The sequence below is a fragment of the Haemophilus haemolyticus genome (assembly GCF_001679045.1).
In the GTDB taxonomy this organism is placed as follows: domain Bacteria; phylum Pseudomonadota; class Gammaproteobacteria; order Enterobacterales; family Pasteurellaceae; genus Haemophilus; species Haemophilus haemolyticus.
Window position 1 is genome coordinate 21,878 of the sequence record NZ_LYCK01000013.1, and the last position, 20,301, is coordinate 42,178.

The 20,301-nt window shown below is 39.6% G+C and carries 17 protein-coding genes; 11 read left to right on the forward strand and 6 right to left on the reverse strand.

Annotated features, from left to right (window positions below):
- The first annotated feature begins 9 nt into the window (after window positions 1-9).
- Window positions 10-1,464, forward strand: coding sequence for a decarboxylating NADP(+)-dependent phosphogluconate dehydrogenase (gene gnd / locus A8M50_RS05720; RefSeq protein WP_005644537.1), 1,455 nt, complete (start codon window positions 10-12; stop codon window positions 1,462-1,464).
- Window positions 1,465-1,596: 132 nt separating this feature from the next.
- Here the strand turns inward: gnd and A8M50_RS05725 are convergent, their stop codons facing one another.
- Window positions 1,597-2,919, reverse strand: a complete 1,323-nt coding sequence (locus tag A8M50_RS05725; protein WP_005644418.1) for an anaerobic C4-dicarboxylate transporter — start codon at window positions 2,917-2,919, stop codon at window positions 1,597-1,599.
- A gap of 248 nt (window positions 2,920-3,167) precedes the next feature.
- On the opposite strand from A8M50_RS05725, the gene A8M50_RS05730 reads away from it, so the two are divergent.
- The gene (locus tag A8M50_RS05730) at window positions 3,168-3,614 is read left to right on the forward strand and encodes a rhodanese-like domain-containing protein (RefSeq protein WP_005635667.1); all 447 of its coding nucleotides are present in this window, start codon (window positions 3,168-3,170) and stop codon (window positions 3,612-3,614) included.
- 13 nt (window positions 3,615-3,627) lie between these two features.
- Window positions 3,628-4,137, forward strand: a complete 510-nt coding sequence (secB, locus tag A8M50_RS05735) for a protein-export chaperone SecB (RefSeq protein ID WP_005629412.1) — start codon at window positions 3,628-3,630, stop codon at window positions 4,135-4,137.
- Between the two features lie 68 nt (window positions 4,138-4,205).
- On the opposite strand, the gene aphA is transcribed toward secB, so the two are convergent.
- On the reverse strand, window positions 4,206-4,913 hold the full coding sequence (gene aphA / locus A8M50_RS05740) for an acid phosphatase AphA (RefSeq protein ID WP_005644499.1): 708 nt from the start codon (window positions 4,911-4,913) through the stop codon (window positions 4,206-4,208).
- A gap of 218 nt (window positions 4,914-5,131) precedes the next feature.
- Between aphA and hslV the strand changes: the two genes are divergently transcribed.
- Window positions 5,132-5,659 (forward strand): ATP-dependent protease subunit HslV, encoded by a 528-nt coding sequence (gene hslV, locus A8M50_RS05745; protein WP_005644362.1) that lies wholly within the window; start codon window positions 5,132-5,134, stop codon window positions 5,657-5,659.
- Between the two features lie 10 nt (window positions 5,660-5,669).
- Window positions 5,670-7,004 (forward strand): ATP-dependent protease ATPase subunit HslU, encoded by a 1,335-nt coding sequence (gene hslU, locus A8M50_RS05750; protein WP_005644461.1) that lies wholly within the window; start codon window positions 5,670-5,672, stop codon window positions 7,002-7,004.
- A 71-nt stretch (window positions 7,005-7,075) separates the two neighbouring features.
- Here the strand turns inward: hslU and A8M50_RS05755 are convergent, their stop codons facing one another.
- Window positions 7,076-8,128, reverse strand: coding sequence for an extracellular solute-binding protein (locus A8M50_RS05755; protein WP_005644365.1), 1,053 nt, complete (start codon window positions 8,126-8,128; stop codon window positions 7,076-7,078).
- A gap of 141 nt (window positions 8,129-8,269) precedes the next feature.
- Here A8M50_RS05755 and A8M50_RS05760 point away from each other — a divergent pair, with 141 nt between their 5' ends.
- A complete protein-coding gene (locus tag A8M50_RS05760; RefSeq protein WP_005644511.1) occupies window positions 8,270-9,565 on the forward strand; it encodes an NAD(P)/FAD-dependent oxidoreductase in 1,296 nt (431 codons plus the stop codon).
- 59 nt (window positions 9,566-9,624) lie between these two features.
- Here the strand turns inward: A8M50_RS05760 and A8M50_RS05765 are convergent, their stop codons facing one another.
- Window positions 9,625-10,002 carry a PRD domain-containing protein gene (locus A8M50_RS05765; protein ID WP_005644350.1) on the reverse strand — a complete coding sequence of 126 codons (378 nt, stop codon included), beginning with the start codon at window positions 10,000-10,002 and terminating at the stop codon, window positions 9,625-9,627.
- 114 nt (window positions 10,003-10,116) lie between these two features.
- On the opposite strand from A8M50_RS05765, the gene A8M50_RS05770 reads away from it, so the two are divergent.
- From A8M50_RS05770 to purT, 4 genes are all read left to right on the forward strand, one after another.
- The gene (locus A8M50_RS05770; protein WP_005635675.1) at window positions 10,117-10,719 is read left to right on the forward strand and encodes a beta-phosphoglucomutase family hydrolase; all 603 of its coding nucleotides are present in this window, start codon (window positions 10,117-10,119) and stop codon (window positions 10,717-10,719) included.
- Entirely contained in the window at window positions 10,719-11,192 is a 474-nt protein-coding gene (locus A8M50_RS05775; protein ID WP_005644300.1) for a YqaA family protein, read from the forward strand. Before A8M50_RS05770 ends, A8M50_RS05775 begins: the two co-directional genes overlap by 1 nt.
- Before the next feature lie 330 nt (window positions 11,193-11,522).
- On the forward strand, window positions 11,523-12,026 hold the full coding sequence (luxS, locus tag A8M50_RS05780; RefSeq protein WP_005644433.1) for an S-ribosylhomocysteine lyase: 504 nt from the start codon (window positions 11,523-11,525) through the stop codon (window positions 12,024-12,026).
- 8 nt (window positions 12,027-12,034) lie between these two features.
- Window positions 12,035-13,216: a formate-dependent phosphoribosylglycinamide formyltransferase gene (gene purT, locus A8M50_RS05785; protein ID WP_005644554.1), complete on the forward strand. Its 1,182-nt coding sequence runs from the start codon at window positions 12,035-12,037 to the stop codon at window positions 13,214-13,216.
- A 125-nt stretch (window positions 13,217-13,341) separates the two neighbouring features.
- Here purT and A8M50_RS05790 read toward each other — a convergent pair whose 3' ends face one another.
- The gene (locus A8M50_RS05790) at window positions 13,342-14,994 is read right to left on the reverse strand and encodes a phospho-sugar mutase (protein WP_005644422.1); all 1,653 of its coding nucleotides are present in this window, start codon (window positions 14,992-14,994) and stop codon (window positions 13,342-13,344) included.
- A 235-nt stretch (window positions 14,995-15,229) separates the two neighbouring features.
- On the opposite strand from A8M50_RS05790, the gene dnaE reads away from it, so the two are divergent.
- Entirely contained in the window at window positions 15,230-18,709 is a 3,480-nt protein-coding gene (gene dnaE, locus A8M50_RS05795; protein ID WP_005644296.1) for a DNA polymerase III subunit alpha, read from the forward strand.
- Window positions 18,710-18,747: 38 nt separating this feature from the next.
- Here the strand turns inward: dnaE and ilvA are convergent, their stop codons facing one another.
- Window positions 18,748-20,289, reverse strand: a complete 1,542-nt coding sequence (gene ilvA / locus A8M50_RS05800; RefSeq protein ID WP_005644488.1) for a threonine ammonia-lyase, biosynthetic — start codon at window positions 20,287-20,289, stop codon at window positions 18,748-18,750.
- Window positions 20,290-20,301: the final 12 nt, after the last annotated feature.

The following is a 20,301-nucleotide window of genomic DNA, read 5'->3' on the forward strand; positions in this document are numbered from 1 at the left end:
GAGAAAACAATGTCAGTAAAAGGCGACATCGGTGTTATCGGCTTAGCCGTAATGGGGCAGAACCTCATTTTAAATATGAACGATCATGGCTTTAAAGTCGTGGCATATAACCGTACCACCTCAAAAGTGGATGAATTTTTACAAGGTGCGGCAAAAGGCACGAATATTATCGGTGCATACTCTTTAGAAGATTTAGCTGCTAAATTAGAAAAACCACGTAAAGTGATGCTAATGGTGCGCGCGGGTGATGTGGTGGATCAATTCATTGAGGCATTACTGCCACATTTAGAAGAAGGCGACATCATCATTGATGGCGGTAACTCAAACTATCCTGATACTAACCGTCGTGTAAAAGCATTAGCGGAAAAAGGTATTCGCTTTATCGGTTCTGGTGTTTCTGGCGGTGAAGAAGGTGCGCGTCATGGGCCATCTATTATGCCAGGTGGTAACCACGAAGCATGGCAATATGTTAAACCAATCTTCCAAGCAATCTCAGCTAAAACAGAACAAGGCGAACCTTGCTGTGACTGGGTTGGTGGTGAAGGCGCTGGCCACTTTGTGAAAATGGTTCACAATGGTATCGAATACGGCGATATGCAATTAATCTGTGAAGCTTACCAATTCTTAAAAGAAGGTTTAGGCTTGAGCTATGACGAAATGCAAGCCATCTTCGCAGAATGGAAAAAAACTGAACTTGATAGTTATCTAATCGATATTACCACCGACATTCTTGGTTATAAAGATTCCGATGGTGAGCCATTAGTTGAAAAAATCTTAGATACCGCTGGTCAAAAAGGGACAGGTAAATGGACTGGTATCAACGCATTAGATTTCGGTATTCCATTAACCTTAATCACTGAATCCGTCTTTGCACGCTGTGTTTCTTCATTTAAAGATCAACGTGTTGCAGCAAATCAATTATTCAATAAAACAGTTGTTCCAGTTGAAGGTGACAAAAAAGTTTGGATTGAAGCAGTGCGTAAAGCATTATTGGCGTCAAAAATCATTTCTTACGCACAAGGCTTTATGCTGATTCGTGAAGCCTCTGAACAATTTGGTTGGGATATTAACTATGGTGCAACGGCGTTATTATGGCGTGAAGGTTGTATCATTCGCAGTCGTTTCTTAGGTAATATTCGCGATGCGTATGAAGCAAATCCAGATTTAATCTTCTTGGGTTCAGATAGTTACTTCAAAGGCATTTTAGAAAATGCATTAAGCGATTGGCGTAAAGTGGTGGCAAAATCTATCGAAGTGGGTATTCCAATGCCTTGTATGGCATCAGCTATTACCTTCTTAGACGGTTACACTTCAGCACGTTTACCAGCAAACCTATTGCAAGCACAACGTGACTACTTCGGCGCACATACTTATGAGCGTACTGATAAACCACGTGGTGAATTCTTCCATACTAACTGGACAGGCCGTGGTGGGAATACCGCTTCTACCACCTATGATGTGTAGTTAAAAATATCGATAAAAATTACCGCACTTTGAGATAGTAAAGTGCGGTATTTTTTTATCTCTTTTATGTTTATATTTGGGAAATAAAAAACGGCGCTATTTCAGCACCGTTCTTTGTTATCGAATCACATTTTAAAGAATAACCTGAGAAAGACCTAAACCGATTAATAAGCAGAAAAGCATACTTAATAAACCAGGAACCATAAAGCTGTGATTTAAAATGTATTTACCGATTTTGGTTGTACCAGTGGTATCGAAGTCAAGAGACGCGATGATTGGGCCGTAGTTAGGGATAAAGAAGTAACCATTTACTGCCACAAATACACCGATTAATACTGGTGCTGGGATACCTAATGCGATACCAAGTGGGAATAATGTTGCTACTGTTGCACCTTGGCTGTTTACTAATACTGAAAGTACAAATAGCGCGAAAGCAAATGCCCATGGTGCAGTTTCAACTAAGCCTTTCACCATTTCTTTTACTTCAGTCATGTGCGCTTGCATCAATGTATCACCTAACCATGCAATACCGAAGATTGCGATTACTGCACGCATACCTGCGTGGAACACAGAACCTTTAGTGATTTCAGTACCATCTGGTTTACAAGTTAAGATAATTAACGCACCAATCGCTAACATAATGATTTCGATAGTGTGTGCCATCCCCATTGGTTTACCATCAAATACTGGACGTAAAGATGGAACCGCACCCATGATTACAACAAGTAATGAACCAAATAAGAATAAAGAAACAGAAATTTTAGCTGTTTTGCTCACTTCTACTTCTTTGACTGAAGTGGTAGAAGCAAAAGTATCTGCATATTTTGGATCATTTAAACGACGTTGATATTCTGGATCATCTTTTAATTCTTTACCCATTTTGTTTACAAATAAACAAGCAATAAAAATACCTAAGATGGTTGAAGGAATAGTTACTATTAATACGTCGCCAAGATGGATGCCTTGAGGTTCAAGGTAAGCTACGACCGCTACAACAGCTGCCGCAATAGGGCTTGCTACGATAGCAAATTGTGATGCGATTACCGCCATTGACATTGGACGTTCTGGACGGATACCATTTTGACGGCTCACTTCAGCGATAACTGGTAATACAGAATATGCTACATGGCCAGTACCCGCTAAGAAAGTGAATAACCAAGTTACTGCTGGAGCGATAAACGTAATGTGTTTAGGATTACGACGTAAGATTTTGGTTGCGATTTTGATCATGTAGTCTAAACCGCCAGCTGCTTGCATTGCCGCCGCCGCTGCCACTACAGCCATAATCATAAACATAACATCAATAGGTAAACCTGCTGGTTTTAAACCAAAGCCAAAAGAAAGAATAGCAAGGCCTAAACCACCAAATACACCTAAACCGATACCACCTACACGTGCACCCACAAAGATACACAATAATACGATGGCAAATTGTAGTAAGAACATTGCAGACATACTGCCCCCTAAGTTAATTAAAAAACATCTTTGTTTTATTTGTTAAAACAGCGACTAATATAGCAACAAATAGGTATCGATTCCATAACATGGATCAATAAATTGTGGTCAAAAGTGAGGTTATTTATAGTTTAGTTATAGATGTATAATTTAAGGTATTTAACGTTCATAAGAATTTTTTTGAAAGATAACCCAAGTGCGGTTATACTTGAGCCCTATTTTGACGTACTTAATCAGTAGAGAAAACAATGCAGGAATTTATCCCAATGGCAACAGAGTTTGCTCAAAAACATACTCTTTTAGCGGTTTCTTGGTTTGCGATTTTCGTGATGGTGATTTATACCTTCTATAAAGGCGCGACGAGTAAATTTAAAGTAATCACTCACAATGAGGTGATTCGTTTAATCAATGCGGATGAAGCTATTGTGGTGGATTTACGTAGTATTGAAGAATTTCAACGTGGTCATATCATTGATAGTATTAATTTACTTCCAAGCGAAATTAAAAATCAAAACATCGGTAAAATTGAACAACACAAAGAGAAAGCCATTGTGTTGGTGGATATTAACGGTGTTTCTGCACCAGCTTCAGCTACGCTTTTAGCGAAACAAGGTTTTAACCGTGTGTTTGTGTTAAAAGAAGGCATTTCTGCATGGGCAGCGGCAAATTTACCTTTAGTTAAAAAACATAAATAATAAGGAATAGAAAATGTCAGAACAAAAACAAGACGTTGCAGCAACAGAAGAACAACAACCCGTTCTTCAAATTCAACGTATTTATGTGAAAGATGTGTCTTTTGAAGCACCAAATCTTCCACATATTTTCCAACAAGAATGGAAACCAAAACTTGGTTTTGATTTAAGCACCGAAACGACTCAAGTTGGTGATGACTTATATGAAGTGGTATTAAACATTTCTGTTGAAACTACACTTGAAGATAGTGGTGATGTCGCATTTATTTGTGAAGTAAAACAAGCGGGCGTATTCACTATTAGCGGTTTAGAAGATGTTCAAATGGCGCATTGTTTAACCTCTCAATGCCCAAATATGCTTTTCCCTTATGCGCGTGAATTAGTGTCTAACTTAGTAAATCGCGGCACGTTCCCTGCGTTGAATTTATCTCCAGTAAACTTTGATGCATTGTTTGTTGAATATATGAATCGTCAACAAGCAGAAAATGCAGAAGAAAAATCTGAAGAAGGTCAAACTAAACACTAATTAAGTGGTAAAACAAAAGGCAAGCTAGGAATCCTAACTTGCCTTTTTTGTTGTTAAAGTGCGGTCAATTAATAGCTTGAATTGATTAACACTTCTTCACCATAGCCACCTAACGTCGGCATTGGTTGATAAGTTGAGTTTGCTGCACGCATTAAACGAATACCACGAATACCCGCTTCTTTAGCTGCTAATACATCATCATCGCTGTCGCCATAGTGAATAGTAACTTTGTGTGCAATAATGCCTGGGGTTTTGTTGTATTTAGTTGTGCGTTCACGTCCGCCCATAAATTCAACAGGGTGCATATTTTTAATATCAAACGCTTTTTGTAATACAGGAGTTACGCCATCCACGTTCCCTGCAGTACGGCCTGTAATAAAATAAATTTGGTCTCCACGTTCTTGGTGCATTTTGATCAAATCAACGCCGATTTGTTTTGGAATTGAGTATTTGTCGCAACCTGCGTTAACTTCATTCCAGAAATCTTGATTTTTCAAGTAGTCTTGTTTGCCTGGAGAATACTTTTGTTGACCGTAATAGAAACAAGGGCTACTGAAAAGTACGGTGTCATCAATATCAAAGCTCACATTAATTGGACCTTTGCCTTCTAATTCTTTTTTGATTTGATCTACTGAGATCCAGTGAATTGGTTGTTCTTGCAACATTTCACGTGCATTTGTACCAGATTGAGTATAAGGCTCAGTTTTTCCTGCCATAGCTGGAATTGCTGCTGCGGTTAATAAAGCTACAACAGATAGCTTGATCATCTTTTTCATAAAAAACTCCTAGTTGGATGGTCATTGAACGTAGGACATCATACACGTTTTATGCTTTATATCAATTTAAAGCAAACGTTTGCTATCTTGAAGTATGATCAGGCTCACATTTTTTTATTATTTTTGGCGAATAAATCGGCAAAAGAGTGTTTTCCCTTGAATTTTGTTAATTTACCGCCATATAACGAACAACTTTTCACTTTATAAAGGATAGAACAATGACAACGATTGTAAGCGTACGTCGCAATGGAAAAGTCGTCGTAGGCGGTGATGGACAAGTTTCTTTGGGTAATACCGTTATGAAAGGCAATGCACGAAAAGTGCGTCGTTTATATAATGGCAAAGTGATTGCAGGTTTTGCTGGTGGTACTGCAGATGCATTTACACTTTTCGAATTATTTGAACGTAAACTTGAAATGCACCAAGGGCACTTACTAAAAAGTGCGGTGGAATTAGCAAAAGATTGGCGTACAGATCGTGCACTCCGTAAGTTAGAAGCGATGCTAATTGTGGCGGATGAAAAAGAAAGTTTAATCATCACGGGTATTGGCGACGTGGTTCAACCAGAAGAAGATCAAATTTTAGCAATCGGATCGGGTGGTAACTATGCCTTGTCTGCAGCACGTGCATTGGTGGAAAATACCGAACTTTCTGCTCGTGAAATTGTTGAAAAATCTTTGAAAATTGCTGGTGATATTTGCGTGTTCACAAATACCAATTTCACTATTGAAGAATTACCGAATTAAGGAAAAAGCTATGTCTGAAATGACTCCTCGCGAAATAGTTTCTGAATTAGATCAACATATTATTGGTCAAGCCGATGCAAAACGTGCTGTGGCGATTGCGTTGCGTAACCGTTGGCGTCGTATGCAGCTTCAAGAACCTTTGCGTCATGAGGTGACCCCAAAAAATATTTTAATGATTGGACCAACTGGCGTGGGTAAAACTGAAATTGCGCGCCGTTTAGCCAAATTAGCTAACGCGCCATTTATCAAAGTAGAAGCAACGAAATTTACCGAAGTGGGCTACGTGGGGAAAGAGGTTGATTCCATTATTCGTGATTTAACGGATAGTGCGATGAAGCTTGTTCGCCAGCAGGAAATTGCGAAGAACAGAGCAAGAGCTGAAGATGCTGCCGAAGAGCGTATCTTGGATGCTTTACTTCCTCCAGCTAAAAATCAATGGGGCGAAGTTGAAAGCCATGATAGTCACAGCAGTACTCGCCAAGCGTTCCGTAAAAAATTACGTGAAGGTCAATTAGATGATAAAGAAATCGAAATTGATGTGTCGGCGGGCGTGTCTATGGGCGTTGAAATTATGGCTCCTCCAGGCATGGAAGAAATGACAAATCAACTGCAATCATTGTTCCAAAATTTGGGTTCAGATAAAACGAAAAAACGCAAAATGAAAATTAAAGATGCGTTGAAAGCGTTGATTGATGATGAAGCAGCGAAATTAATTAACCCTGAAGAACTTAAACAAAAAGCGATTGATGCTGTAGAACAAAATGGTATCGTCTTTATCGATGAAATCGACAAAATTTGCAAGAAAGGTGAATACAGTGGTGCAGATGTATCGCGTGAAGGCGTGCAACGTGATTTACTTCCGTTAGTGGAAGGCTCGACCGTTAGCACCAAACACGGAATGGTAAAAACCGATCATATCTTATTTATTGCATCGGGTGCATTCCAAGTTGCCCGTCCTTCAGATTTAATTCCAGAGTTGCAGGGGCGCTTGCCGATTCGTGTTGAACTTACCGCATTAAGTGCGGCTGATTTTGAGCGTATTTTAACGGAGCCACATGCCTCTTTAACCGAGCAATACAAAGCATTGATGGCAACAGAGGGTGTGAATATTGAATTTACAACCGATGCGGTGAAGAAAATTGCTGAGGCTGCATTCCGAGTAAATGAAAAAACAGAAAATATTGGTGCGCGCCGTTTGCATACCGTAATGGAGCGTTTGATGGATAAAATTTCTTTCAGTGCAAGTGACATGAATGGTCAAACGGTCAATATTGATGCGGCTTATGTAGCGGATGCACTTGGCGAAGTTGTTGAAAATGAAGATTTGAGTCGTTTTATTCTTTAAGTATTTTCTTTTCTGATACAAGAAGTGCGGTGAATTTTCACCGCACTTTTTTGCTGTTTTAAATTAAGAAATTAATTAGTTTTTAATTTGCTCCAATATTTTTCATAAATATCGACAGCTTCACCAACATCACCTTGCATAATCCCTTTTTCTACTTCTGATGCTGGTGGAAATAGTTTAGGATCATTGGCAACTTCTGGGTTGAGTAATGCTTTGACGCCTTCATTTGGCATAGAAAAGCCCATGCGTTCTACTACAACTTTGGCATTTTCTGGACGAAGTAAGAAGTCAATGAACTTATGCGCACCTTCAACATTTTTTGCTGTAGTTGGAATCGCATAGTTATCCATCCAGAAAATTGCCCCTTCTTTTGGATACACAAATTGGAGAGATGGATTTTCTTTATGTGCTAAATAAGCAGAACCATTCCAAATCATACCAATTGCAGCTTCACCTTGTACGTAAGGGACTTCTGGTGAGTCAGAGTTAAAGGTTGCCACATTTGGTAAAAGTTTTTCTAAACGCTCATAAGCTGTTTTGATGTCTTCTTCATTGGTGGTATTAGGCGATTTACCATCAAGTAATAATGCTACGTGGAACACTTCACGTGCATCACTGGTCATAAGAACTTTACCTTTAAATTCAGGTTTCCATAAATCCGCCCAGCTGGTGATGGTTTTAGGATCAATCTCATCCGCATTAACTTCAATACCAGTAAGTCCGTAAACATAAGGTAATGAATATTTATTTTCTGGGTCGAATTCTTTGTTTAATAAATGTTTAGGAATTTGATGAATATTGGTCAATTTACTTTGATCAATCGGTTGAAGCATCTTTTCCTTAATCATTTTATTTACGTAGTAACTTGATGGAAATACCAAATCATAGCCAGAACCCGTATTTTGGGTAAGTTTAAGTTTTGCGTACATTTCTTCGTTGCTTTCAAAGGTAGAATAAATTACCTCGATGCCGGTTTCTTTAGAGAACTGTGCGACTAAATCAGAAGGCACATAGTCTGTCCAGTTATAGACGTAAAGTTTGTTATTGGCAAAAGCGGAAGCCGCGAAAAGTGCGGTGGTGGAAAGGAAAAGATTTTTGAGTGAGTGAGCAAAGAATTTTTTCAATTTATTGACCTCCGAGGGTTATCGTTCATCATAAAACGCACAAATTTTGCGCGCGCGCAGTATAGCATTTTTTTTGTAAAAGGTTTGACATATTTCCCTTTCGGGGTAAGATTTTGCCAATTTTTTCCTAAGAGATTTTTTATGCTTAATTTTGCCTATCAAGAACACGTTCGCTCTTATTATTTCGACTCTCGTAACCAAGATTTTCAATTCCCACCGCTCACTCAAATTGAACATGCTGATGTATGTGTGATCGGGGCTGGATTTTTTGGTTTATCTGCGGCATTAGAACTGGCGGAGAAAGGAAAAAAAGTCATTGTATTAGAGGGAGCTCGAGTAGGCTTTGGTGCTTCTGGTCGTAGTGGTGGGCAGGCAATTAATGGCTTTGAAGAAGGCATTGATGAATACGTTAAACAAGTTGGCGAAGATAAAGCGCATAAACTTTGGAATATGTCATTAGAGGCCATTGATATTATTGATGAACGTATTGAAAAATATGGTATTCAATGTGATTGGAAAAAAGGCTATGCCACATTGGCATTAAATGAACGCCGAATGGATGACTTAATTGAAATTGAAAAAGAAAGTCATGAGAATTTTGGCTATCAGAATATGCAACTTTGGGATAAAGCTAAATTAAAACAGCACTTAGGCAGTGATATTTATGTGGGGGGCTTATTTGATAGTAACTCAGGGCATTTACATCCACTTAATTATTGCTTAGGTTTAGCGAAAGCTTGTGTCGATCTTGGCGTTCAGATTTTTGAACAGTCTCCTGTAGTGGATATGGTTGAGAAAAATGGTTGCGTTGAGGTTAAAACAGCTAAAAGTGCGGTTATTTCTCAAGACGTTATTTTAGCCACCAATGCTTATATTGATGCGCTCCCGAAATCTATTCACCGCGGAATTAATCGTAAAATATTACCTGTAGAAAGTTTTATTATCGCCACAGAGCCGTTAAGCCAAGCGGTTGCTGATTCTGTCATTAATAATGGCATGTCGGTGTGCGATAACAACTTATTATTGGACTATTATCGTTTAAGTGCTGACAATCGCTTGCTCTTTGGTAGTGATTCTAGCTCAGAAAAAGATATGGTCGCGATTATGCGGAAAAATATGTTGCGTGTATTCCCGCAACTTGAAAATGTAAAAATCGATTATGGATGGGCTGGCCCGATTGATATGACGTTAAATTCAACGCCACATTTTGGTCGTATTTCTCCGCACATTTATTTTGCCCATGGTTATTCTGGTCACGGTGTGGCTTTGACAGGTCTTGCGGGACGAATTGTAGCCGAGGCGATTTTAGGTGATGATGAACGCTTATCTATTTTTGAAAGTCTGAAAGTCCCTTCTGTTTATGGTGGTCGAATTATCAAAGATCTTGCAACAAAGATTGGTGTGCAGTATTACAAATTTCTAGATAAATATCGTTAAGATATCAAAATGACCTAGTTTAAAAGCTAGGTCATTTTTTATAAGTGGACTTATTGATATTACATCACATGCCTTAATTGCTTCTGTTCAAGAATCAAAGAATGAATGTTTGCTAAAAAATAAGTTTGTTCTGCTTCAGGAATGGAAAACGGCATCAACTCGAGTAAATCTTGGTGGATGGCTAAAACTTGTGGAAAAATGACCGCACTTTGAATTTCTTCGAGCATTTCTGGATAAAGTGATGAAACGCAACCTCCTCGTTCTATTCGACCTAAGCTGCAAGCAATGTGTAGCAGCATAAAATCCACTTGAGGCGTATTCACATCAGCTAGCCAGTAATGCGCTAATCGATCTCGTAAACGAAATACCACATCAATAATAGATTGATTTATTTGCCTGCGAATTTTCCAACGTTCTAGTTGCTTAAATAACCTCATTTGTTTTTATTAGTTCAAAATTTGTTCACTAATTTACCGCACTTTACTGAAATAAAACAGTGCACAGATCACAGTTTTATAGCAAAATGGTAAAAAATTTGTAAGGATGTAAAAATGTTAGATTATGAGATGTTCAATCCATATGAAGGATTGATTTTTGATATGGATGGAACTTTAATCGATACAATGCCCGTGCATGCGCAGGCTTGGACGATGGTGGGAGAGCGATTTGGCTATGAATTTGATTGCCAAATTATGTATAACTTCGGCGGGGCGACGGTTCGAACCATCGCGGGGGAAATGATGAAAGCGGCGAATATGCCATTGGATCGAATTGAGGATGTGCTGGCTGCAAAACGTGAGTTGTCTTATCAGCTTATTCCGACTCAATCTAAGTTATTGCCAACCTTTGAGATTGTTAAATCTTTCCATCAGAAAAAGCCGATTGCTCTAGGTTCTGGCTCACATCGTAAAATTATTGATATGTTGATGGATAAACTGGCTATCGCACCTTACTTTAATGCGATTGTTAGTGCAGATGATGTAAAAGAACATAAACCACACCCAGAAACCTTTTTACGCTGTGCGGAGTTAATTCAAGCGAATCCAAGTCGTTGTATCGTATTTGAAGATGCGGATTTAGGCGTGCAAGCGGGATTAAATGCGGGAATGGACGTGTTTGATGTGCGTACACGAGAAATCATTTCGCCAAGATAATGGATATTTTTTCATTTTTTAGCGCTGATTTTTGGCAAACCCATGCGTTATGCCTTATGTTTGTCAGTGCATTCCTGAGTGCAACGGTATTACCAGGTAATTCAGAAGTGGTGTTTGTTGCTCTTGCTGTACCTAAATTAGTGTTGGGATCTTTATTTAGTATAGATATATTGGCACTCGTTTTTTTCGCCACGCTTGGCAATGGATTGGGGAGTTTAACTACTTACGGGATTGGGCGATGGATGCCAAAATTTGACCCAAAAAATCACCGCACTTTATGGGTCATGAATCAGATAAAGCGTTATGGGGCGATTACTTTACTTTTAAGCTGGCTGCCTGTCGTTGGTGATTTATTTTGCGCTATAGCTGGTTGGTTAAGATTAAATTTTGTAGCAAGTAGTCTCTTTATCTTTCTTGGAAAACTGGTTCGTTATGTTGCGTTATTGTTTTTTAGTGCGCCATTCTTATTATAAAATGCGCAAGAAAAAGCCCCACAATGAATGCGGGGCAAATAACCTAAGGAACCAATTTTATTAAAACAACTGCAAGTTGCTTGTTCTATGAGACTAGCACTTTATAAGAAAGTTCAAATTTTCTGAAAATTTTTTTAATAAAATTTTGGGATAAAAAAAGCCCCACAATAAATGTGAGGCAAATAACCTAAGGAACCAATTTTATTAAAACAACTGCAAGTTGCTTGTTACATAAGACAATGAACTTTGCCATAAAGTTCATTAGAATTTGCAAAAAATGAACATTTATTCAAATTTATTTTTAATTTACTGATTTATAAGGAAAACTTTATGCCATTACTTGATAGTTTTAAAGTAGATCATACCAAAATGAATGCACCAGCAGTACGTGTTGCAAAAATGATGCGCACGCCAAAAGGTGACGACATTACCATTTTTGATTTACGTTTCTGTATTCCAAATAAAGAAATTCTTCCTCCAAAAGGTATTCATACTCTTGAACATTTGTTTGCGGGTTTCATGCGTGATCATTTAAATGGCGATAGCGTTGAAATTATTGATATTTCTCCGATGGGATGTCGCACAGGATTTTATATGTCCTTAATTGGTACGCCAAATGAACAGCAAGTCGCACGAGCTTGGCTAGCTTCAATGCAGGATATTTTAGGTGTGCAAGATCAAGCAACTATCCCTGAATTAAATATCTATCAATGCGGTACTTATACGGAACATTCTTTGGAAGAAGCACACGAAATTGCAAAAAATGTTATCGCACGCGGTGTGGGCGTGAATAAAAATGAAGATTTGGCACTCGATGATTCGTTATTAAAATAGGAGAAATCATGACAACACTTGGCACAGCATTAACCCCTAATGCAACCAAAGTAATGATGTTAGGTTCTGGTGAACTGGGTAAAGAAGTAGTGATTGAATTGCAACGTTTAGGCGTTGAAGTTATTGCAGTCGATCGCTATGAAAATGCCCCAGCACAGCAAGTAGCACATCGTGCATACACTATTTCTATGTTAGATGGTAATGCATTGAAAGCGCTTGTGGAGAAAGAAAAGCCTGACTACATTGTTCCTGAAGTTGAAGCTATTTCGACTGCCACTTTGGTTGAATTAGAACAAGCCGGCTTTAATGTTGTGCCGACTGCAAAAGCAACTCAACTTACGATGAATCGTGAAGGGATTCGTCGTCTAGCTTCAGAAGAGTTAGGGCTACCAACTTCGCCTTATCAATTTGTGGATAATTTTTCAGACTTTCAAAGTGCGGTCGAAAAAATTGGTATTCCTTGCGTGGTGAAACCGATTATGTCTTCTTCTGGACATGGGCAAAGCATTTTAAAGTCTAAAGATGATATTCAAAAAGCTTGGGATTACGCGCAAGAAGGTGGGCGAGCAGGTGCTGGTCGAGTAATTGTTGAAGGTTTTGTCAAATTTGATTATGAAATCACGTTACTGACAGTACGCCATATCAATGGTACAAGTTTCCTTGCGCCAATAGGTCATCGTCAAGAAGATGGTGATTATCGGGAATCTTGGCAGCCTCAAGCTATGTCGGATATTGCATTATCAAAAGCGCAATCGATTGCTGAGAAAATTACTGGTGCATTGGGGGGATTCGGTATTTTTGGTGTGGAGATGTTTGTGTGTGGTGATGAGGTGATTTTCAATGAAGTATCACCTCGTCCTCATGATACAGGAATGGTAACGCTGATTTCTCAAGAGCTTTCTGAATTCGCTTTACATGCCCGTGCGATCTTAGGTTTACCAATCCCCGAAATTGCGTTGATTAGCCCATCGGCATCTAAAGCTATTGTTGTGGAAGGCAAATCACAAAATGTGCAATTTGGTGGAATCGAAAAAGCACTGGCACAACCTCATACTAATATTCGATTATTTGGTAAAGGGGAAGTGAATGGCCATCGACGCTTAGGCGTTTTACTTGCGCGTGATGTATCCGTTGAAAAAGCCTTGGAAAAAGTAAAACAAGCTTATGAACAGCTAGAAATTAGTTTATAAAAATCGAAAGTGCGGTAAAAATTTATCGCATTTTATTAAATGACTAACAGTCAATTTTTTAGAGATATTAGGCTCATAAAAAACGCACTTTCTACAAAGTGCGTTTTATTTTTAGAAGCGATTAATTAGCAAGCTTGTTTGCCATAAGCATCTTGGCGAAGAATGTGACGAACACCTTCATCAAATTCTGCTAATACGCGATCTGCATCTTTTGGATCTTTACCGCGCGCATCTAAGTAGAATTTAATTTTTGGTTCAGTACCTGAAGGACGAGCAATTAAGCGTCCGCCATTTTCCAAGTTAAATACAAGGATATCGCTTTGACGATCTGTTTTAGTATGATCGATAAATTGCGCCACTTTCACGCCAGCGATTTCTGCTGGTGGATTGTTACGAAGTGCGGTCATTAATTTTCCGATTTCTGAAAGATCGCTGACTCGAATAGAGATTTGTCCACTTACATAAGCACCAAATTCTTTGGTAAATTCATCAGCATAATCGGCTAAAGTTTTGCCTTGTTTTTTCAAGTTACGCACAAGATCTAAGAACACGATTGCCGCAGAAATACCGTCTTTATCGCGTACTTTGTCTGGATCCACTAAATAGCCCAATGCTTCTTCAAAACCAAACAATAAACCAGATACTTTACCGATATATTTGAAACCGGTTAAGGTTTCTTCTGATTGGAAACCATATTTTTTCGCAATTTCAGCGAGCGCAGGAGAAGAAACAAGTGAGCAAGCCAATGTGCCTTGTTTACCTTGATATTGTTTTGCTAAGTACCAACCTAAGAAACAGCCTACTACGTTGCCGTGTAGTGATTTCCAGTTACCTTGTGCATCAGGCACAGCAACAGCTAAACGGTCTGCATCAGGGTCATTAGCAATGATAAATTCAGCATTCTTTTCTTTTGCTACTTTAATTGCTAAATCTAATGCGCCTTTTTCTTCTGGATTTGGGAAATTCACAGTTGGGAATGTGCCATCTGGCCAAACTTGATCTGCTACGACGTGAGGTTGTGGTAAGCTTGCTTTTTCCAGTGTTTTACTTAAAACTTCATAGCCAACACCGTGCATAGCGGTATAAACATAGTTAATGTCGCAAGCTGGCTCTTTAGCTAATGATGCTGTTTTTGCAATGTACGCATCTACAACTTCATCATTTAACACCACATAATTATCGCTACGTGGTAAATCTTGGATATTGCCTGCTGCAACTTTATCAATTAATGCTGCAATGTCTTTATCTGCCGGTGAAACGATTTGACCGCCGCCATTTGCTTTACCTAAATACACTTTATAGCCATTATCTTCCGGTGGATTATGGCTTGCTGTTACCATTACACCTGCAGTGGTATCAAAATATTGGATAGCATAAGCTAAAACTGGAGTCGGTAATTTGCGGGGTAATAAATAAGCTTTTACGCCTGCACCCGCCATAATTTCAGCTGTGTCACGGGCAAATACATCAGAGTTTTTACGGCCATCGTAACCAATGACGATTGATGGTTCTTTATCATAATCTTTTAAATATTCCGCTAAACCGCCAGCAGCTTGAGAAACTAAAACTCGGTTCATTCCCATTGAACCAGCTTGTAAACGGCCACGTAAACCTGCCGTACCAAATTGTAAACGACCATCAAAACGCGCATGTAATTCTGCTTCAGCCGCTTTATCTCCGCCTTTTGCCGCCTCTAAAAGTGCGGTTAATTCTGCACGAGTTTCTGCGTCAGGGTCTTGGTTTAACCAATTTTGCGCTACATGAAAAAGAGTTGTCATAGGATCATCCTTATTCTCTTGAAATAAATAAATCGCTGCTAGACTAGCTGAAATCACCTAAAATGGGAACGGATAATTATCAAAATTTTGATCTACTTAACATTTTTTGTTCACGCAATCGGTTATCCGAGCGAATTAGGAAAGCCGTTTGTTGCATAGGCATTTATTTGAAAAATTCGCTATAATACCGCCTCAATATTTACGGCAAAATTTAACCGCACTTTAAGGATTTTCAATGTCATCCCAGCCTCGTTTCGTCCATCTTCGCACGCACACAGATTTTTCGATGATTGATAGTATCGTCAAAGTAAAACCTCTCGTGAAAGCTTGTGCTGCCAATGAAATGGTTGCGATGGGATTAACGGATTTTACTAATTTTTGCGGTGTGGTACGTTTTTATGGCGAAATGCTTTCTTCGGGGATGAAGCCAATTATCGGTGCAGATGTAAAAGTAAAAAGTGCATTGTGTGGCGATGAATACTTTGATCTTACTTTGCTGGCTAAAAATAATGAAGGCTATAAAAATATTACTTTATTGTTATCAAAGGCTTATCAACGAGGTTATAACGATTTACCTTATATTGATCAAGATTGGTTGATTGAGCATCGCGAGGGCGTGATTATTTTATCAGGGGGGACACAAGGCGATGTAGGTAAGAAATTGTTAAAAGAAAACGCTGCAGAAATTGAAAGTGCGGTCGCTTTTTACCAAGAATTTTTTGCCAATCATTTTTATTTGGCATTAAGCCGTACTGGTCGCCCAAATGAAGAACGTTATATTCAAGCGGCTTTGAAATTAGCAGAACGTTGTAATTTACCACTAGTCGCAACTAATGATGTGATGTTTTTGAATGCAGAGGATTTTGAAGCCCACGAAATTCGCGTAGCGATTCACGATGGCTATACATTAGATGATCCTAAACGTCCAAAACGTTATACCCCACAACAATATTTCCGCAGCGAAGACGAAATGTGCAAGTTATTCGCTGATATTCCTTCCGCTCTCGAAAATACCTTATTAATTGCGCAACGTTGTAGTGTGACTTTGCGCCTTGGTCAATATTTCTTGCCTCAATTCCCGACGGGAGATTTAAGTACAGAAGATTTCTTGGTGCAAAAAGCAAAAGAAGGTTTGGAAGAACGTTTAGCTTTTTTATTCCCCGATGAAAAAGTGCGGTTAGAAAAAAGACCAAAATATGATGAACGCTTGCAGGTTGAACTAGATGTGATTAACCAAATGGGATTCCCAGGTTATTTCTTGATCGTAATGGAATTTATTCAGTGGTCGAAAGATAACGACATTCCTGTTGGGCCGGGTCGTGGTTCTGGTGCGGGTTCATTAGTGGCTTACGCATTAAAAATCACTGATTTAGACCCGCTAGAATTCGATTTGCTTTTTGAACGTTTCTTAAATCCAGAACGTGTGTCTATGCCCGATTTCGACGTGGATTTCTGTATGGATGGTCGAGACCGAGTGATTGAACACGTTGCTGAAACTTACGGCCGTGGCGCTGTATCACAAATTATCACCTTTGGAACCATGGCGGCGAAAGCTGTTATTCGTGATGTGGGGCGCGTATTAGGACATCCGTATGGTTTCGTTGATCGTATTTCTAAATTGATTCCGCCAGATCCAGGTATGACGCTTGCAAAAGCGTTTGAGGCCGAGCCGCAATTACAGGCTGCCTACGATAGCGATGAAGAAGTGCAAGCATTGATTGATATGGCGCGCAAGCTGGAAGGTGTGACACGTAATGCCGGAAAACATGCCGGTGGCGTGGTCATTTCACCAACCTTAATTACTGATTTTGCACCGCTCTATTGTGATAATGAAGGCTTACATCCCGTTACTCACTTTGATAAAAATGATGTGGAATATGCGGGGCTTGTGAAATTCGACTTCTTAGGCTTGCGTACTCTCACTATCATTAAATGGGCATTAGATATGATTAATGCTCGTATGGTGCGTGAAGGCAAGCCTCAAGTAGATATTGCCGCCATTCCACTTGATGATCCTGAATCTTTTGAATTACTTAAACGTTCCGAAACTACAGCCGTGTTCCAGCTAGAATCGCGTGGTATGAAGGATTTGATTAAGCGCCTGCAACCTGACTGTTTTGAAGATATCATTGCGTTGGTGGCATTGTTCCGTCCTGGTCCGTTACAATCAGGTATGGTGGATAACTTTATCGACCGTAAACATGGGCGAGAAGAAGTGTCTTACCCAGATGCAGAATATCAACATGAAAGCTTGAAACCTATTCTTGAGCCGACCTACGGTATTATTTTGTATCAAGAACAAGTGATGCAAATTGCGCAGGTGTTGGCTGGCTATACCTTGGGTGGGGCTGACTTATTGCGTCGTGCAATGGGTAAGAAAAAGCCAGAGGAAATGGCAAAACAGCGTTCTGTATTTAAAGAAGGTGCGGAGAAAAACGGCGTAGATGGCGAGCTATCCATGAAGATTTTCGACTTGGTGGAAAAATTTGCTGGCTATGGTTTTAATAAATCTCACTCCGCTGCTTATGCCTTGGTATCTTACCAAACCCTTTGGCTCAAAACCCATTTCCCTGCTGAATTCATGGCTGCAGTGATGACATCTGAAATGGATAATACGGATAAAATCGTAGGTTTGTACGACGAATGTTTGCGTATGGGCTTAAAAGTAACGCCACCAGATATTAATATCGGCAAACACCATTTTAGCGTCAATGAACAAGGCGAAATTGTATATGGTATTGGCGCGATTAAAGGGGTAGGAGAAGGCCCGATTGAAGCACTTGTGACGGCTAGAAATGAAGGGGGCATTTTCAAAGATTTATTTGACTTATGCGCTCGTGTAGATTTGAAAAAAATTAACCGTCGTACCTTTGAAAGCCTAATTATGTCGGGTGCTTTTGATAAATTAGGCCCACATCGCGCCGCACTTTCTAAGAATTTAGAAGATGCGCTTAGAGCTTCCGATCAGCATGCGAAAGATGAAGCAATGGGGCAAACGGATATGTTCGGCGTGCTGACTGAAACCCATGAAGAAGTGGAAAATGCCTACGCCAATACACCACCTTATACCGAAAAACAAATCCTTGATGGTGAACGAGAAACCTTGGGACTTTATTTAAGTAGCCATCCGGTTAGCCGCTATTTGAAAGAACTTTCTCATTACACATCGACGCGGTTGAAAGATCTTGCACCAAATCGTCGTGGACAAATTAGCACTGTGGCGGGGCTAGTTGTAGCATCGAGAATTGCGATGACGAAAAAAGGCAATCGTCTAGGCATTGCAACATTAGATGATCGTTCAGGTCGCTTAGATTTAACATTATTTGGTGAAAGCCTAGAACAATTTGGTGAGAAATTACAAAAAGATACGGTGATTGTTGCTTCAGGGCAAGTGAGCTTTGATGATTTCTCTGGTGGCTTAAAAATGACGGTGCGCGAGTTGATGACCTTGGATGAGGCTCGTTCTCGTTATGTCAAATCCTTAGCTATTAGTCTTTCTGACCACCAAATTACACCAAGTTTCATTAAACAACTTAAAGCATTACTTGAGCCTGTTAGTGGTGGAACGTTGCCGATTAACGTGTATTATCAAAGTCCGAAAGGTCGTGCGTTGTTACGTTTGGGCGTGCAATGGTCGATCATTCCAACAGATGAAATTCTGACGGAATTGGTGAATTTACTTGGCGAAAGTGCGGTGGAATTAGAGTTTGAATAATACAAAGGCGTGAAAAATATCACGCCTTTTTTATAAGATTAACGTAAGAAATAACAATAAGATTTGCTTTCTGTTACATCTTCAAAAACATAATTGAGTTGAGCAAGTGCCTGTTCAAATTCTGCTTGTTCGGATTCTTCAATTTGGAAACCAGCAAGGATATTTCCATAGTCCGCGCCGTGGGCACGATAGTGGAATAATGAAATATTCCAACGATTTTGCAACGTTTCTAAGAATTTTAATAACGCACCTTTTTGCTCTGGGAATTCGAACGTATATAAGCGTTCATTATCATTGGCTGCGCGCCCCCCCATTAAATAGCGAACATGCGTTTTCGCAATATCATCATCAGACATATCCTCAACATCAAAACCATTTTTTGTGAGGTCTGCAATAATATCTGCTTTTTCTTGCTCATTTATCGTTCTTACCCCAACAAACACACAAGCACATTTATCATCTGCATAACGATAACTGAATTCGGTTACTGCTCGGTTACCTAATACATAAGCAAATTTTAAGAAACTACCTGGTTGCTCAGGCATGGTCACAGCTAATAAAGCTTCTCGGTTTTCACCAATTTCACAACGTTCAGATACATAACGTAATGTGTGGAAATTCAAGTTCGCACCAGACAAAATTGCCGCCATATTTTTGCCTTCAATATGGTTTTGTTTTGCATATTTTTTCAAACCGGCTAAACCTAGCGCACCTGATGGTTCTGCAACAGCACGAACGTTCTCAAATAAATCTTTCATTGCCGCGCACACTTCGTCACTATCGACCAATACCATATCATCAAGATATTGTTGGCATAGGCGGAATGTTTCGTCACCAATGCGTTTTACGGCAACGCCATCCGCAAATAATCCAATATGGGTTAAATCTGTGGGTTCGCCTTTGTCGAGAGCGGCTTTTAAGCATGCAGAATCCTTTGATTCTACACCGATGATTTTAATTTCTGGCATAAATTGCTTAAGCAAAATTGCCACGCCTGCAGCTAAACCACCACCGCCGACTTGTACAAACACATAATCCAAATCCGACACTTGTTGTAGCATTTCCATTGCTAATGTGCCTTGCCCTGCGATCACTAATGGATGATCGAATGGAGGAATAAATGTCATATTTTTTTCTTTTGAAAGCTCAATCGCTTTTGCTTTGGCTTCATCGAAATTAGCACCGTGCAACAACACCTCGCCACCAAAACCACGCACAGCATCCACTTTAATGCTTGGGGTGTTTTGTGGCATGACGATCAATGCTTTTAAGCCTAATTGTTTCGCTGATAATGCCACACCTTGCGCATGGTTACCCGCAGAAGCGGCTATTACACCAGCTGCTTTTTGTTCTGCTGAAAGGCTAGAAATCATTGCGTAAGCGCCGCGTAGTTTAAAGCTATTTACTGGTTGGCGATCTTCGCGCTTGATCCAGATATTATTGTGCAGTCGTTCAGAAAGTTTTCCCATTTTTTGTAAAGGGGTTACTTGCGCGGCTTCATATACGCGTGAACCAAGTTTAACAATAGCGTTGATGTAATCTGATTGAGAGGGTTGAGGATTGGTGAGTAGGTTTTTCATAGTGTTTGTTTT

What these genes read in the sequence shown, in the direction of transcription:
- gnd (WP_005644537.1), top strand. Translation starts at nt 10, where the DNA reads ATGTCAGTAAAAGGCGACATCGGTGTTATCGGCTTAGCCGTAATGGGG.
- A8M50_RS05725 (WP_005644418.1), bottom strand. Translation starts at nt 2,919, where the DNA reads ATGTCTGCAATGTTCTTACTACAATTTGCCATCGTATTATTGTGTATC.
- A8M50_RS05730 (WP_005635667.1), top strand. Translation starts at nt 3,168, where the DNA reads ATGCAGGAATTTATCCCAATGGCAACAGAGTTTGCTCAAAAACATACT.
- secB (WP_005629412.1), top strand. Translation starts at nt 3,628, where the DNA reads ATGTCAGAACAAAAACAAGACGTTGCAGCAACAGAAGAACAACAACCC.
- aphA (WP_005644499.1), bottom strand. Translation starts at nt 4,913, where the DNA reads ATGAAAAAGATGATCAAGCTATCTGTTGTAGCTTTATTAACCGCAGCA.
- hslV (WP_005644362.1), top strand. Translation starts at nt 5,132, where the DNA reads ATGACAACGATTGTAAGCGTACGTCGCAATGGAAAAGTCGTCGTAGGC.
- hslU (WP_005644461.1), top strand. Translation starts at nt 5,670, where the DNA reads ATGTCTGAAATGACTCCTCGCGAAATAGTTTCTGAATTAGATCAACAT.
- A8M50_RS05760 (WP_005644511.1), top strand. Translation starts at nt 8,270, where the DNA reads ATGCTTAATTTTGCCTATCAAGAACACGTTCGCTCTTATTATTTCGAC.
- A8M50_RS05765 (WP_005644350.1), bottom strand. Translation starts at nt 10,002, where the DNA reads ATGAGGTTATTTAAGCAACTAGAACGTTGGAAAATTCGCAGGCAAATA.
- A8M50_RS05770 (WP_005635675.1), top strand. Translation starts at nt 10,117, where the DNA reads ATGTTAGATTATGAGATGTTCAATCCATATGAAGGATTGATTTTTGAT.
- A8M50_RS05775 (WP_005644300.1), top strand. Translation starts at nt 10,719, where the DNA reads ATGGATATTTTTTCATTTTTTAGCGCTGATTTTTGGCAAACCCATGCG.
- luxS (WP_005644433.1), top strand. Translation starts at nt 11,523, where the DNA reads ATGCCATTACTTGATAGTTTTAAAGTAGATCATACCAAAATGAATGCA.
- purT (WP_005644554.1), top strand. Translation starts at nt 12,035, where the DNA reads ATGACAACACTTGGCACAGCATTAACCCCTAATGCAACCAAAGTAATG.
- A8M50_RS05790 (WP_005644422.1), bottom strand. Translation starts at nt 14,994, where the DNA reads ATGACAACTCTTTTTCATGTAGCGCAAAATTGGTTAAACCAAGACCCT.
- dnaE (WP_005644296.1), top strand. Translation starts at nt 15,230, where the DNA reads ATGTCATCCCAGCCTCGTTTCGTCCATCTTCGCACGCACACAGATTTT.
- ilvA (WP_005644488.1), bottom strand. Translation starts at nt 20,289, where the DNA reads ATGAAAAACCTACTCACCAATCCTCAACCCTCTCAATCAGATTACATC.